We start from the raw sequence: 12,806 nt of genomic DNA, 5'->3' as shown, positions 1-12,806 counted from the left end.
CATGAATCGAGTCGCCGAACAGCCCGCCGAATACGCCGCCGAAGCCAAGAAGGCCGCCAACCTGTCGATCAACGCCGCGCTGCTGGCCGAGGCCAAGGCGCTCGGCATCAACCTGTCGCAGGCCTTCGAGGCCCATCTCGCCGTGCTGGTGCGCGAGGAGAAGGCGCGCCGCTGGAAGGAAGCCAACCGCGAGGCGATCGAGGGCTACAACCGCTACGTCGAGGAACACGGCGTGTTCAGCGACGGCTGGCGGAGCTGGTGATGGCGCAGTTCGACGTCTGGCACAATCCGGACCCGGCCAGCGCTGAGCGGATTCCCTATTTGGTCGAATTGCAGCACGACCTGCATGACGGGCTCGACACCGTGCTGGTGGCGCCGCTGACCGAGGCTATGCACTACGGCCGCCCGGCCATCGAACGGCTGCAGCCGCTGCTCGATTTCGAAGGCGGTCGCTACGTGCTGCTTACCCCCGAACTCGCCGGCGTGCCCCGCCGCCGGCTCAAGAACAAGGCCGGCCAGGTGCCGGCCGAACGCGCCGCTCTGCTGGCGGCGCTCGACTGCCTGATCACCGGATTCTGAACATGACCATTTCCCCCGTCCCCGAACTGATCGCCGAGCTCGCCGCCGGCCGCATGATCGTCCTGATGGACGACGAGGACCGCGAGAACGAGGGTGACCTCGTGATGGCGGCCGAGCACGTCACGCCCGAGGCGATCAACTTCATGGCCAAGCATGCGCGCGGCCTGATCTGCCTGACGCTGACCGAGCAGCGCTGCCGCCAGCTTGAGCTGCCGCTGATGGTGACGCGCAACGGCGCCTCGCACGGCACCAACTTCACGCTGTCGATCGAGGCCGCCGAGGGCGTGACCACCGGCATCTCGGCCGCCGACCGCGCCCGCACCGTGCTGGCCGCGGTGGCGCGCGACGCGCGGCCGGCCGACATCGTCCAGCCCGGCCACATCTTCCCGCTGATGGCGCGCGAGGGCGGCGTGCTGGCCCGCGCCGGCCACACCGAGGCCGGTTGCGACCTGGCGCGCATGGCCGGCTGCCTGCCGGCGTCGGTGATCTGCGAGGTCATGAACGACGACGGCACCATGGCGCGGCTGCCCGAGCTGCTGCCGTTCGCCGAGCAGCACGGCCTCAAGATCGGCACCATCGCCGACCTGATCCACTACCGCAGCCGCACCGAATCGCTGGTCGACCAGGTCGGCGAACGCACGGTGACCACCCCGGCCGGCGAATTCCGCCTGGTGGCGTTCAAGGAGCAGGGCTGCACCGCGACCCACCTGGCGCTGGTCAAGGGCCAGATCCGGCCCGACGACGAGGTGCTGGTGCGCGTGCACGAGCCGCTCAGCGTGCTCGACTGGCTCGACGCCGGCCAGACCCGCCATTCCTGGGGCATCTACCAGAGCCTGGCCGCCATCGCCGAGGCCGGCCGCGGCGTGCTGGTGATGCTGCACCGAGACGAGAGCGGCGAGGACCTGCTGGCGCGGGCGCTGCCCGAGCTCAAGCTCAACCAGCCGACCAAGTGGGATCTGCGCACCTACGGCGTCGGCGCGCAGATGCTCAAGACGCTCGGCGTGGGCAAGATGAAGCTGCTGTCGCCCGAGCGCAAGATGCCGAGCATGGCCGGTTTCGGGCTCGAGGTGACGGGCTTCGTCGAGCCATGAGCGGTCTCGGTAGGCCCTGATTCATAAGGGGTTTTTGACGGGGCGTGGGCGGCTTGCTAATATATACGACCGTATATACGGAGGTCGCCATGAGCCAAGTCGTGCTGCGCAAGGTCGGTTCCAGCTTCGTCACCACCATTCCGGCCGAGATCGTGCACAGCCTGCACCTGGCCGAAGGCCAGAAGTTCGAGGTGACGCCCGAGAACGGCCGCCTGCTGCTGACGCCGGTCGACGAGGCTTTTGCCGAAGGCTGGGCGGCTTATCAGGAAGTGCTTGAGCAATACCGGCCGGCCTTCCAGAAGCTCGCCGAGCTCTGATGACCGCTCCGGTCCGCTTCCTGCCCGAAGCCTTGGTATTGCTGGTCCACGAGGACCAGATCCGGGCTTTCGGCGGGATGCAGGGCGTGCGCGACATCGAGCTGATGCGCTCGGCCCTGGGGCAGGCCCAGCAGACTTATGGCTATACCGGCGATGTATTCGAGGCGGCGGCGGCCTATGCCCATTCGCTGGCCAAGAATCGTCCCTTCCTCGACGGCAACAAGCGTACCGCCGCCGCCTGCATGACCACCTTCCTAGTTGGTAATGGCTGGTGGCTCCGTTTTTCGCAGATCGACTTGGTCGACTGGCTGGTCCGCATCGCGATCGACCAGCTGGATCGGCCGGCACTGGCCGCTTTATTGCGCCAACATACAGAACGAAAGGGCTGACATGCCGCGCTTCGAACACCTCCCCGAAATCGAATCCAATCTCGACGGCCGCGGCCTCAAGGTCGGCATCGTCATGTGCCGCTTTAACAGCGACGTCTGCGAGGGCCTGCTGGCGGCCTGCCGCGACGAGCTGGTGCGGCTGGGCGTGGCGGAATCCGACCTGCTGCTGGCGACCGTGCCCGGCGCGCTCGAGGCGCCGCTGGTGCTGCAGACCATGGCCAAGTCGGGCCGTTTCGACGCGCTGGTCACCCTCGGCGCAGTGATCCGCGGCGAGACCTATCATTTCGAACTGGTATCGAACGAGTCGGGCGCCGGCGTGACCCAGGTGACGCTCGATTTCGGCGTGCCGATCGCCAACGCGATCCTGACCACCGAGAACGACGACCAGGCGCTGGTGCGCATGCAGGAGAAGGGCACCGACGCCGCCCGCGTCGCGGTCGAGATGGCCCGGTTGCAGACCGCGCTGCGCGAACGCCTCAAGCTGTAGTCGGGCCGCGGGCCATCGCCGCCCGCGCCCGTCGATCCATCCTTCCGGGAGCGCCCGTCTCCCGGCGATCCATCCCGCGCGGCCCCGGCCGCGTTTGCTCTTTCGACAGGAATGCCCATGAGCCAAGCCGCCCAACCCCAAGACGCCAAGAAGCCCCGCAGAAGTCCGCCCGCCGCCGCGCGCGCGAATTCGCCGTGCAGGGCCTGTACCAGTGGCAGCTGACCGGCGACGGCGTCGCCGCCATCGAGCGCTTCCTGCGCGACAGCAGCACCAGCTTCGTGCGCGCCGACGAGGCGCTGTTCCGCGAGATCTTCTACACCTGCATGCGCGACGCTGCGGTGCTCAAGGAAAAGCTGGTGCCGCACCTGGACCGCGACGAGGCCGACGTCAGCCCGGTCGAGCGCGCCATCCTGCTGGTCGGCGCCTTCGAGCTGACCGCCAAGCCCGAGACCCCCTACGCGGTGATCATCAACGAGGCGATCGAGATCGCCAAGACCTTCGGCGGCACCGACGGCCACCGCTTCGTCAACGGCGTGCTCGACAAGCTGGCGCTCGAAGTGCGCGCCGACGAGGTCGAAGCCGGCCGCAACAAGCGCCGCTGATCCCGCCTCCGGTCCGCCCGCGCCGCGCATGCCGCTCGACGAATTCGACCTGATCCGCCGCTACTTCACGCGCGCCACGCCGGGCGCCGCGCTCGGCATCGGCGACGATGCGGCGCTGATCGCGCCGGCGGCCGGCCTGCAGCTGGCGGTGGCGGCCGACACCATGGTCGAGGGCCGCCATTTCTTCGCCGGCGCCGATCCGTATTCGCTCGGCTGGAAGTCGCTGGCGGTCAACCTGTCGGACATGGCCGCCATGGGCGCCGCGCCGCGCTGGTTCACGCTGTGCCTGACGCTGCCGGCGGCCGACGCCGGCTGGCTGGCCGACTATGCGCGCGGCCTGTTCGCGCTGGCCGATGCGCACGGCGCCGAGCTGATCGGCGGCGATACCACCTCCGGCCTGCTGGCGATGTCGATCCAGATCCTCGGCGAGGTCGAGCCGGGCCAGGCGCTGCGCCGCGACGGCGCGCGCGACGGCGACGACGTCTGGCTGTCCGGCCCGACCGGCGCCGCCGCGCTGGCGGTGCGGCAGCGCTACGGCGAGCTGGCGCTGGCCGCTGCCGACCTGGCCCATTGCGCCGAACGGCTCGACCGGCCGGTGCCTCGGGTGGCGCTGGGCCGGGCCCTGCGCGGCCTCGCCTCGGCGGCGATCGACGTGTCGGACGGCCTGGCGGCCGATCTCGGCCACATCGCCCGCGCGTCCGGGCTGGCCGCAGAGATCGAGCTGGCCCTGCTGCCGCAGCTGCCGCTCGATCCGGCGGTGCAGGCCGTGCCGGGCTATGACCTGGCCCGGCTGGCCGGCGGCGACGACTACGAGCTGTGCTTCACCGCCGCGCCGGCCGAGCGCGCACGCATCGCCGCGCTCGGCGCGGAGCTCGCGCTGCCGCTGGCCCGCATCGGCGCCATGCGGGCCGGCCGGGGCGTCACCGTGCGCGACGCCGCCGGCCAGCCGCTGGCGCTGCCGCGCGCCGGCTTCAACCACTTCGACTAGCCCCGGCCGAAAGCGCTTCGCAATGCCCGCCCGCCAGCCCGACCTCAAGCTGCTGCTGTCCCATCCCGCCCACCTCCTGTCGCTCGGTTTCGGCAGCGGCCTGGCGCCGCGCGCGCCGGGCACCTTCGGCTCGCTGGCGGCGATCCCGTTCTACCTGCTGCTGGCCTGCTGGCTGTCGCCGCTGGCGATCGCGCTGCTGGCGATCCCGCTGTTCGCGCTCGGCGTGCCGGTCTGCGACAGGACCGGCCGCGCGCTCGGCGTGAGCGACCACGGCGCCATCGTATGGGACGAGATCGTGGCGATGCTGCCGCTGCTGGCGCTGGCGCCTCAGGGCTGGCTGGGCTGGGGCGCCGCCTTCGCGCTGTTCCGCCTGTTCGATATCTGGAAACCGTGGCCGATCCGCTGGATCGACGCGCGGGTCAAGGGCGGCCTGGGCGTGATGCTCGACGACGCGCTGGCGGCCGTGCCGGCGGCCGCGCTGCTGTGGCTGGCGTCGCCCTGGCTGGCTTGAGCGCCGCGCCAGCCGTGGCTGCGGCCTTGTGCAGGAGCGGCTTCGGCCGCGAATGACGGCTGGGCTGCGAACGCGATTCGCGGCTGAAGCCGCCCCTACGGCGGTGTCGGCGCGCGGGATACGACACGCCAGATGAGTCAGTGCCGATCTTCGAACCGATGCCGATGCCTCCTCGTAGGAGCGGCTTCAGCCGCGAATGGCATGGGAGCCCCGAACACGATTCGCGGCTGAAGCCGCTCCTGCGGCGGCGTCGGCGCCGCGGAATAAAAAACGCGGCATGGCGCTGCCGCCATACCGCGAACCTCTTTTGGAGAGGAGTGATGCCGCCGCCGGGAGGCCCGCGCCTGCCGGAATGCCTCGACCAGCCTTCACTCCGTTCGACCGCGCCGCCGGCAAAGGTTGCACGGCACGATTCCCCCGGCCGGATCCGACCGGCCGACCTTTCTTCGCCGCATTCTCCCGGTCGATCGCGACCGGCCGCCGGACCCCGCCTCAGATCCAGGCCGACAGCTCGACCAGCGCCGCCTGCGCACGCGCCAGCCGCTGCCGCCGCAAGGCCGCCAGCGGGCCGGCCAGCGCGGTGACGCCGGCTGCGTACAGCGTCTCGGCCAGCGCATCGACGTCGTGCAACTCGCCCAGCGCGTCCTGCGCCAGTTTGGCGGCCAGCGCGTTGGCTGCGCGCCCCTCGCCGAGCAGCGTGCCGTATTCCTCCAGCAGGTAGCGCAGCCGCTTGCAGTCGAGCCGCGTGCCGTGCCAGCGCGCCCGCTCGGCGAACAGCGCCGGGCCCAGCGCCAGGTCGGCCCGCAGTTGCGCGGCCAGCGCCGACTCGTGCCGGCGCAGCGCCGCCAGCAGTTCATTGCTCGGCGCCGCGTCGACGCCGCGTTCGAGCCGGCGCTCCAGCCGCCGGATCGCCCGCGCCAGCCGCTTGCCCTGCAACCGTCCCAGCAGCCTGGCCTGCTGGCGGGCCAATTCGGCGGCGCGCTCCTCCTGCCAGCGCTCCAGCCCGGCGTCGGCGACCGGCGCCAGCGTGGCCAGCAGCGCGTCCTGCACCTCGGCGTCGCGCAGCGGGCCGCCGAGATCGGCGACGCGCTTGAGCCGGCGCAGCGGCGCCGCGATCGACGCGAAATCGTCCAGCGGCCGCCACGGCGCGGCCAGGCTGCGCCAGCGCCGGATCGCCACGCGCAGGTCGTGCAGCGCTTCCGGGTCGGCTGCCGCCAGCACGCGGGCCTGCGCACCGCGCAGCGACTTCGCCGACTGGCGGTTGCCGGCCAGGATGCAACGCTTGATCGGGGACATCGCGGCTTCCTCGTCTATATTCAAAAAATCGGATCAATCGGCTCAGATCATTCCGCTATCAGTGCAACTGATGCAGTCTTAACATGCACTCCAGGCATTCAAACATTTGAAAGGAGTGCATCATGTCCATCACCATCCGGCGCAGCGCGGAACGCGGTCATGCCGACCATGGCTGGCTCAAGTCCTATCACAGCTTTTCCTTCGCCGACTACTATGATCCGGCCCACATGGGCTTCGGCGCCTTGCGCGTGATCAACGAGGACCGCGTCGCCGCCGGCGCCGGCTTCGGCACCCACGGCCACCGCGACATGGAGATCGTCAGCTACGTGCTGTCCGGCGCGCTCGAGCACCGCGACAGCATGGGCAACGGCTCGGTGCTGCGTGCCGGCGACGTGCAGCGCATGAGCGCCGGCCGCGGCGTCTACCACTCCGAGTACAACGGCTCGACCGAGGAGCCGGTGCACTTCCTGCAGATCTGGATCGTACCCTCGCAGACCGGGCTCGACGCCAGCTATCAGGAATTCCACGTTGGGCCGGACGAAAAGCGCGGCCGGCTGCGGCTGATCGCGGCGCCCGAGGGCGGCGAGCGGGTGCTGGCGCTGCACCAGGACGCACGCCTCCACGCCGGCCTGTTCGACGCCGGCGAGCGCGCCGAGTTGCCGCTGGCGCCCGGTCGCCGCGCCTATGTGCACCTGGTGCGCGGCGAGCTCGCGGTGAACGGCGAGGCGCTGGCCGCCGGCGATGCGGCACTGCTGGCCGGTGAAGGCACGCTGCGGTTCGAGGACGGCCGCGACGCCGAAGTGCTGGTGTTCGACCTGGCCTGACCGCGGAACGCCGCCCGCCGCGGCCGGTCGCACGATGAAGCCCGCGACCGGCCGGTACTCCAAAGACCAACGACAATCCGCTGCAAACGATACGAGAGGAACCCGCCATGACCGTCCAAGCCCGCAAATCCGAAGGGGGCAGCTACCTGACCGAACTGAGCGTCGAAGCCGCCCGCTGGCTCGCCGATGCCGACGATTCGACCACCGCCCCCGATCCGCACCAGCTGCTCGACGCGGCGCTGGCCGCCTGCACCGCCATCACCCTGCGCATGTACGCCGCGCGCAAGGGCTTCCCGCTCGAGGACGTGCATGTCTCCATCGACCACGTCGAGCGCGACGGCGTCTACCGCATGCAGCGCAGGCTCGAGTTCGTCGGCGACCTGACCGAGGTGCAGCGCACCCGGCTGGCCGAGATCGCCGACAAGTGCCCGGTGCACAAGACCCTGAGCGGCCGCATCGAGATCGCGACCGAGACCGTCGTCGCGCCGGCGGCCTGAAGCGCTACCCGATCCGCCAATCCACCCTATTGACGAGGAGACCCCCATGTCAGCACGCATCCTGGTATTCGCCGGCAGCGCCCGGCGCGGTTCGCTCAACAAGAAGCTGGCCGGCGTGCTGGCGCAGGCGGTGCGCGACGCCGGCGGCGAGGCCAGCCTGATCGACCTGGCCGATTTCGACATGCTGCTCTACCACGGCGACTGGGAAAGCGAGAACGGCGTGCCCGAGCGCGCCCGTGCGCTCAATACGCTGCTGCAGTCGCACGACGGCCTGGCGCTGGCCTCGCCGGAGAACAACGCCTCGGTCTCCTCGCTGATGAAGAACACGCTCGACTGGCTGTCGCGCATCGATGCCGGCGCTGCCTTCCAGGGCAAGACCGCGCTGCTGACCGCCGCCTCGCCCGGTGCGCTGGGCGGCCTGCGCGGGCTCAACCACCTGCGCGACATCCTGCACACGCTCGGCGTGAGCACGCTGCCGCAGACGCTGGCGATCAGCCGCGCGCACGAGGCCTTCGGCCAGGACGGCAAGCTGTCCGATGCGCGCCAGCAGAGCCAGGTCGAGAAACTGGCGGCCAGGCTGGTCGCGGTGACGGGGGCGGTCAAGGCCCTCTGAGCCCCCCGCGCCAGGATGTGGATCGGTGCGCCGGCCGCTGTCGGCGGCCGGCCGCATGCACTTTTCGTGCGTGCCGGGGTCTATGGTGAAAGCCGATCGAGGAGAGCCGCCATGCGCCGCACCGTAATGCTACCCATCCTGTCCGCCGTCCTGCTGGCCGCCTGCGCCACCCTGCCGCCGCCGCTCTCGGTCGACGACGTCATCGCGCTGAGCAAGCAGGGCACCACCCCCAACGCGCTGATCGCCATGATCCGCGACAGCCGCACCAGCTACCGCCTGAGCGCCAGCGACATCGTCCGCCTCAACAAGGCCGGCGTCGCCGAGCCGGTGCTCGACTACATGCAGCAGACCCAGCTCGACGACGTGCGCCAGGAAGAACGCATGCGGCAATGGGACTACGGCCCGCGCTTCGGTTTCGGCTGGTGGCGGCGCTGGTAGCGCGGCGCAGGCGCCGGGCCAGTGTTCATTCGGCGGTGCGACATGGATACCGCTGCGACCTGCTTTTGTAGGAGCGGCTTCAGCCGCGAATGACGACGGCGACACCTCCACGATTCGCGGCTGAAGCCGCTCCTACGGAACACCGCTGCATCGCGCTGATCGTGGCGCTGCATCGTCCCCTATAAGCGCAAATCGGGCACGGAGAAAGCTCCGTGCCCGATTCACATGCGACCGCCAGGGACAGCGAACGAGCGTCAGCGAGGCTCCTCGCCCTAAGGGCGAGGCGGGGGAGTGGGAGAGAAATCGAGCGAAGATCTGCCTGCTTGCTTCCCCACTGCCGCCCAAATCAGCCCGGCTTTGCCGGGTGCCAGCCAATCGTCAACGCTTACGCGTCGCCAGGTAGATCCGAAGGCGCTACATCGTTTTCTTGCGCCTTATCTGTTTCCCCAAAAGCGAATCGGGCACGGAGAAAGCTCCGTGCCCGATTCACATGCGACCGCCAGGGACAGTGAACGAGCGTCAGCGAGGCTCCTCGCCCTAAGGGCGAGGCGGGGGAGTGGGAGAGAAATCGAGCGAAGATCGGCCTGCCTCCCCACTACTGCCCAAATCAGCCCGGCTTCGCCGGGTGCCAGCCAATCGTCAACGCTTACGCGTCGCCAGGTAGATCCGAAGGCGCTACATCGTTTTCTTGCGCCTTATCTGTTTCCCCAAAAGCGAATCGGGCACGGAGAAAGCTCCGTGCCCGATTCACATGCGACCGCCAGGGACAGCGAACGAGCGTCAGCGAGGCTCCTCGCCCTTAGGGCGAGGCGGGGGAGTGGGGAGAAATCGAGCGAAGATCTGCCGGCCTCCCCACTACCGTCCAAATCAGCCCGGCTTTGCCGGGTGCCCACCCATCGCCAACGCTGAACCGTCGCCAGGCAGATCAGAAGTTGTGGCGAACCGCCACGCCGAACACGCTCGGATCTTCGCCGGCAACCGGGGCGTACTTGTTGTCGCCGGTCTCGAACTTGGCCTTGGACTTGCCGTCGTTCTTGTAGGCGGCGTAGTAGCCGTACACCGTGGTGCGCTTGGACAGCGAGTAGTCCACTTCGAACGACCACAGGGCGGTGCCGTCCTGGGCGTTGCCCTTGCTTTCGTCGGCGGTGCCGTAGGCGGCCTTCAGTGTGGTAGCGCCGATGGTGTAGTTGCCGACCAGGGCCCAGGTGTCGACCTTGCTGCCGTTGTCGTTGTCGAGCTTGGCGTAGGCGGCGCCCAGCGTGAAGGCGTCGATCTTCAGGCCGCCGATCAGCTTGACGGCGCTCAGATCCTTGCCCTTGGTGGCGGCGTCCTGCTTGTTTTCGTAACCAGCGCCGATGTTCCACGGACCGGCGTTGTACTCAGCCGACAGGCCGTAGACCTGCTTGTTCGTGCCGCCGTCGACCTTGGCTTCGTCGGGCGAGAACGCGGCCTTGAGCTGGAAGCCGCTCCACACCGGCGAGTGGTACTGCACCACGTTCTTCTGGCGGGTGTGGAAGTTGGCACCGATGGCGCCGGCCGAAGCCTTGCCGTTGACCACTTGCTCGATCGGGTCGGTCTGGTTCCACATGGTGCCGACGTTGCGGTCCAGCGACTTGAACGGCATGTCGTGGTTGCCCATCAGCACGGTACCGAAGTCGCCCTTGAGGCCGACGAAGCTGTTGCGGCTGGCCCAGGCGGCGCTGTTGGCGCTGTCGTCCGGCGACACGCCGGTTTCGATCTGGAACAGGGCTTTCAGGCCGCCGCCCAGGTCTTCCTCGCCCTTGAAGCCGATGCGCGAGGCGAAGTTCTGTTCCACGAAGCGGCTGGTGGTGCCGTCGTCGCTACGTTCCAGGCCCATGTCGATGCGGCCGTAGAGGGTCACGTTGTTGTCGGCGAAGGCCGGGGCGGCGAGGGCGCCCAGGACGGCGATGGCGAGCAGTTGCTTTTTCATGGAGAGACTCCCGTTGTTGATTTGCGATTCGGCAGCCCCGGCAATCCGGGGGCGACGGAGCGCTTTATACGGAGCCGCCGTGACAACGCTGTTACAAGTCCTGGAATGTGGACGCCTTGCAACATGAGGGAAAACCGCAGGATGCATAAATGAAACAAGGCGCCGCAGCGCCTTGTTTTCTTTGCTGGCCGAGATAGCGGCCCGGAGGCTGTCCTTGGCCGGCAAACGAGCGACGGCGAGGCGAGGGCGTGGGAGAGAAATCGAGCGAAGACCTGCCTACCCCATCGCTGGCGCCCGCCAGGCGTCGACGTCGAACCATCGCCAGGCGGATCAACCGAACAGCTCGGCCAGCGCTGCGCCCGGCGAAGGCTGGCGCATGAAGGCCTCGCCGACCAGGAAGGCGTAGACCTCGTGCTCGAGCATCAGCTCGACATCGGCCGGCTTCAGAATGCCCGATTCGGTGATCACGATGCGGTCGCTCGGGATGCGTTCGAGCAGGTCCAGCGTGGTCTTGAGCGAGACCTCGAAGCTGCGCAGGTCGCGGTTGTTGATGCCGATCAGCGGCGTCTTCAGCGTCAGCGCCCGGTCGAGCTCGGCGCGGTCGTGCGATTCGACCAGCACCGCCATGCCGAGCTCATGGGCCAGCGCCTCGAGTTCGCGCATATGGCCGGCGTCGAGCGCGCCGACGATCAGCAGGATGCAGTCGGCGCCCATCGCGCGCGCCTCGTAGACCTGGTAGGCGTCCACCACGAAATCCTTGCGCAGCACCGGCAGCGCGCAGGCGCCGCGCGCTGCGCGCAGGTAGTCGGCGTGGCCCTGGAAGTACTGCTCGTCGGTCAGCACCGACAGGCAGGCGGCGCCGTGGGCGGCGTAGTCGGCGGCGATCTCGGCCGGCCGGAAGTCGGCGCGGATCACGCCCTTGGACGGGCTGGCCTTCTTGATCTCGGCGATCACCGCGGCCTGGCCGTCGGCGTACTTGTCGCGCAGCGCGCCGGTGAAGTCGCGCACGCCGGGCGCGGCCTCGGCTTCGGCGCGCACCGCTTCGAGCGGCTTGGCGCGGCGCGCGGCGGCGACTTCGTCGGCCTTGGTGTGGAGGATCTTTTGCAGGATGTCGGACATGGAATGCTTTCGCCGCGAAGGCCGCGGAGGACGCAGTGCGTCGAAGGGTTGCGAGTCGTCGGTCAGTTCTTGAAGCGCTGGCTCAGTTCGACCAGCGCGGCGAGCTTGGCCCGCGCCGCGCCGCTGTCGATCGCCGCGGCCGCGGCGGCGAAGCCCTCGGCCAGGCTGGCGGCCACGCCGGCCGCATAGAGCGCCGCGCCGGCATTCAGCACCACGATGTCGCGGCAGGGGCCGGCCTCGGCCGCCAGCACCGCCTCGACCTTGGCGCGCGATTCGGCCGGGCCGGCGGCCTTGAGCGCGGCCGGCTCGCACAGCGCGAAGCCATGGTCGCGCGGATCGAATTCGTACTCGGTGATCTCGCCGTCGCACAGCTCGGCGACCAGCGTGCGGTCGATCAGGCTGATCTCGTCGAGGCCGTCGCGGCCGTGCACGATCAGCACGTGGCGGCTGCCGAGCTCCTTGAGCACGCGGCACTGGATGCCGACCAGGTCGGGATGGAACACGCCCATCACCTGGTTGTCGGCGCCGGCCGGGTTGGTCAGCGGGCCGAGGATGTTGAAGATCGTGCGCACGCCCAGTTCCTTGCGGATCGGGGCGACGTTCTTCATCGCGCCGTGGTGGTTGGGCGCGAACATGAAGCCCACGCCGACCTCGTCGATGCACTGGCCGACCTGCTCGGGCGTCAGCGCCAGGTTCACGCCGAGCGCCTCGAGCACGTCGGCCGAGCCGCTCGACGAGGACACGCCGCGGTTGCCGTGCTTGGCCACGCGCGCGCCGGCCGCCGCGGCGACGAAGGCGGCGGTGGTGGAGATGTTGAAGGTATGCGCGCCGTCGCCGCCGGTGCCGCAGGTGTCGACCAGGTGCTCGCGCCGCTGCACCGCCACCCGGCTGGACAGCTCGCGCATCACGGTGGCCGCGGCGGCGATCTCGGACACCGTCTCCACCTTCACCCGCAGGCCGATCAGGATGGCCGCGGTATGCACCGGCGACATGGTGCCGGTCATGATCTGGCGCATCACCGACAACATCTCGTCGTAGAACAGTTCGTTGCCGTCGATCAGACGGTTCAGCGCGGCTTGGGGCGTGGTCATGGCGGGCCTGGAG

17 protein-coding genes are annotated in these 12,806 nt (G+C 69.3%); 13 read left to right on the top strand and 4 right to left on the bottom strand.

The annotated features are described in order from the left end of the window. Window position 1 precedes the first annotated feature (1 nt). From H9L41_RS15430 to H9L41_RS15390, 9 genes are all read left to right on the top strand, one after another. Entirely contained in the window at window positions 2-262 is a 261-nt protein-coding gene (locus tag H9L41_RS15430) for a type II toxin-antitoxin system CcdA family antitoxin (protein ID WP_028444581.1), read from the top strand. Next, window positions 262-579 (top strand): CcdB family protein, encoded by a 318-nt coding sequence (locus H9L41_RS15425; protein WP_028444580.1) that lies wholly within the window; start codon window positions 262-264, stop codon window positions 577-579. Before H9L41_RS15430 ends, H9L41_RS15425 begins: the two co-directional genes overlap by 1 nt. Before the next feature lie 2 nt (window positions 580-581). Next, entirely contained in the window at window positions 582-1,670 is a 1,089-nt protein-coding gene (gene ribBA / locus H9L41_RS15420; protein WP_028444579.1) for a bifunctional 3,4-dihydroxy-2-butanone-4-phosphate synthase/GTP cyclohydrolase II, read from the top strand. An 89-nt stretch (window positions 1,671-1,759) separates the two neighbouring features. Beyond that, window positions 1,760-1,987: an AbrB/MazE/SpoVT family DNA-binding domain-containing protein gene (locus H9L41_RS15415; RefSeq protein WP_028444578.1), complete on the top strand. Its 228-nt coding sequence runs from the start codon at window positions 1,760-1,762 to the stop codon at window positions 1,985-1,987. Further along, a complete protein-coding gene (locus H9L41_RS15410) occupies window positions 1,987-2,376 on the top strand; it encodes a type II toxin-antitoxin system death-on-curing family toxin (protein WP_034605873.1) in 390 nt (129 codons plus the stop codon). Before H9L41_RS15415 ends, H9L41_RS15410 begins: the two co-directional genes overlap by 1 nt. 1 nt (window position 2,377) lies before the next feature. Beyond that, window positions 2,378-2,863 (top strand): 6,7-dimethyl-8-ribityllumazine synthase, encoded by a 486-nt coding sequence (gene ribH, locus H9L41_RS15405; RefSeq protein WP_028444577.1) that lies wholly within the window; start codon window positions 2,378-2,380, stop codon window positions 2,861-2,863. A gap of 194 nt (window positions 2,864-3,057) precedes the next feature. Continuing rightward, entirely contained in the window at window positions 3,058-3,465 is a 408-nt protein-coding gene (nusB, locus tag H9L41_RS15400) for a transcription antitermination factor NusB (RefSeq protein ID WP_265583804.1), read from the top strand. Window positions 3,466-3,493: 28 nt separating this feature from the next. Next, on the top strand, window positions 3,494-4,453 hold the full coding sequence (thiL, locus tag H9L41_RS15395) for a thiamine-phosphate kinase (protein ID WP_028444575.1): 960 nt from the start codon (window positions 3,494-3,496) through the stop codon (window positions 4,451-4,453). A 22-nt stretch (window positions 4,454-4,475) separates the two neighbouring features. Continuing rightward, window positions 4,476-4,964 (top strand): phosphatidylglycerophosphatase A family protein, encoded by a 489-nt coding sequence (locus tag H9L41_RS15390; RefSeq protein ID WP_028444574.1) that lies wholly within the window; start codon window positions 4,476-4,478, stop codon window positions 4,962-4,964. Between the two features lie 492 nt (window positions 4,965-5,456). Here the strand turns inward: H9L41_RS15390 and H9L41_RS15385 are convergent, their stop codons facing one another. Beyond that, window positions 5,457-6,260, bottom strand: a complete 804-nt coding sequence (locus H9L41_RS15385) for a CHAD domain-containing protein (protein ID WP_028444573.1) — start codon at window positions 6,258-6,260, stop codon at window positions 5,457-5,459. A 122-nt stretch (window positions 6,261-6,382) separates the two neighbouring features. Between H9L41_RS15385 and H9L41_RS15380 the strand changes: the two genes are divergently transcribed. The 4 genes from H9L41_RS15380 (at window position 6,383) to H9L41_RS15365 (ending at window position 8,632) form a co-directional block, all read left to right on the top strand. After that, window positions 6,383-7,084, top strand: a complete 702-nt coding sequence (locus H9L41_RS15380; RefSeq protein WP_034605872.1) for a pirin family protein — start codon at window positions 6,383-6,385, stop codon at window positions 7,082-7,084. A gap of 107 nt (window positions 7,085-7,191) precedes the next feature. Beyond that, a complete protein-coding gene (locus tag H9L41_RS15375) occupies window positions 7,192-7,581 on the top strand; it encodes an OsmC family protein (RefSeq protein WP_028444571.1) in 390 nt (129 codons plus the stop codon). A gap of 46 nt (window positions 7,582-7,627) precedes the next feature. After that, a complete protein-coding gene (locus H9L41_RS15370; protein ID WP_028444570.1) occupies window positions 7,628-8,194 on the top strand; it encodes an NADPH-dependent FMN reductase in 567 nt (188 codons plus the stop codon). Between the two features lie 111 nt (window positions 8,195-8,305). Continuing rightward, window positions 8,306-8,632: a hypothetical protein gene (locus H9L41_RS15365; protein ID WP_028444569.1), complete on the top strand. Its 327-nt coding sequence runs from the start codon at window positions 8,306-8,308 to the stop codon at window positions 8,630-8,632. A 925-nt stretch (window positions 8,633-9,557) separates the two neighbouring features. Here the strand turns inward: H9L41_RS15365 and H9L41_RS15360 are convergent. The 3 genes from H9L41_RS15360 to trpD all read right to left on the bottom strand — a co-directional run bounded on the left by H9L41_RS15360 (window position 9,558) and on the right by trpD (window position 12,793). After that, complete coding sequence (locus H9L41_RS15360) at window positions 9,558-10,583, bottom strand: porin (protein ID WP_051318644.1); 1,026 nt, start codon at window positions 10,581-10,583, stop codon at window positions 9,558-9,560. Between the two features lie 330 nt (window positions 10,584-10,913). After that, window positions 10,914-11,702, bottom strand: coding sequence for an indole-3-glycerol phosphate synthase TrpC (gene trpC / locus H9L41_RS15355; RefSeq protein ID WP_028444568.1), 789 nt, complete (start codon window positions 11,700-11,702; stop codon window positions 10,914-10,916). A 62-nt stretch (window positions 11,703-11,764) separates the two neighbouring features. After that, complete coding sequence (gene trpD, locus H9L41_RS15350) at window positions 11,765-12,793, bottom strand: anthranilate phosphoribosyltransferase (protein WP_028444567.1); 1,029 nt, start codon at window positions 12,791-12,793, stop codon at window positions 11,765-11,767. Between the last annotated feature and the right edge of the window lie 13 nt (window positions 12,794-12,806).

It is taken from the genome of Chitinimonas koreensis (assembly GCF_014353015.1).
Classification (GTDB): domain Bacteria; phylum Pseudomonadota; class Gammaproteobacteria; order Burkholderiales; family Chitinimonadaceae; genus Chitinimonas; species Chitinimonas koreensis.
The sequence above is the reverse complement of the archived record's forward strand: the minus strand, read 5'-3'. Positions and strand labels throughout refer to the sequence as shown.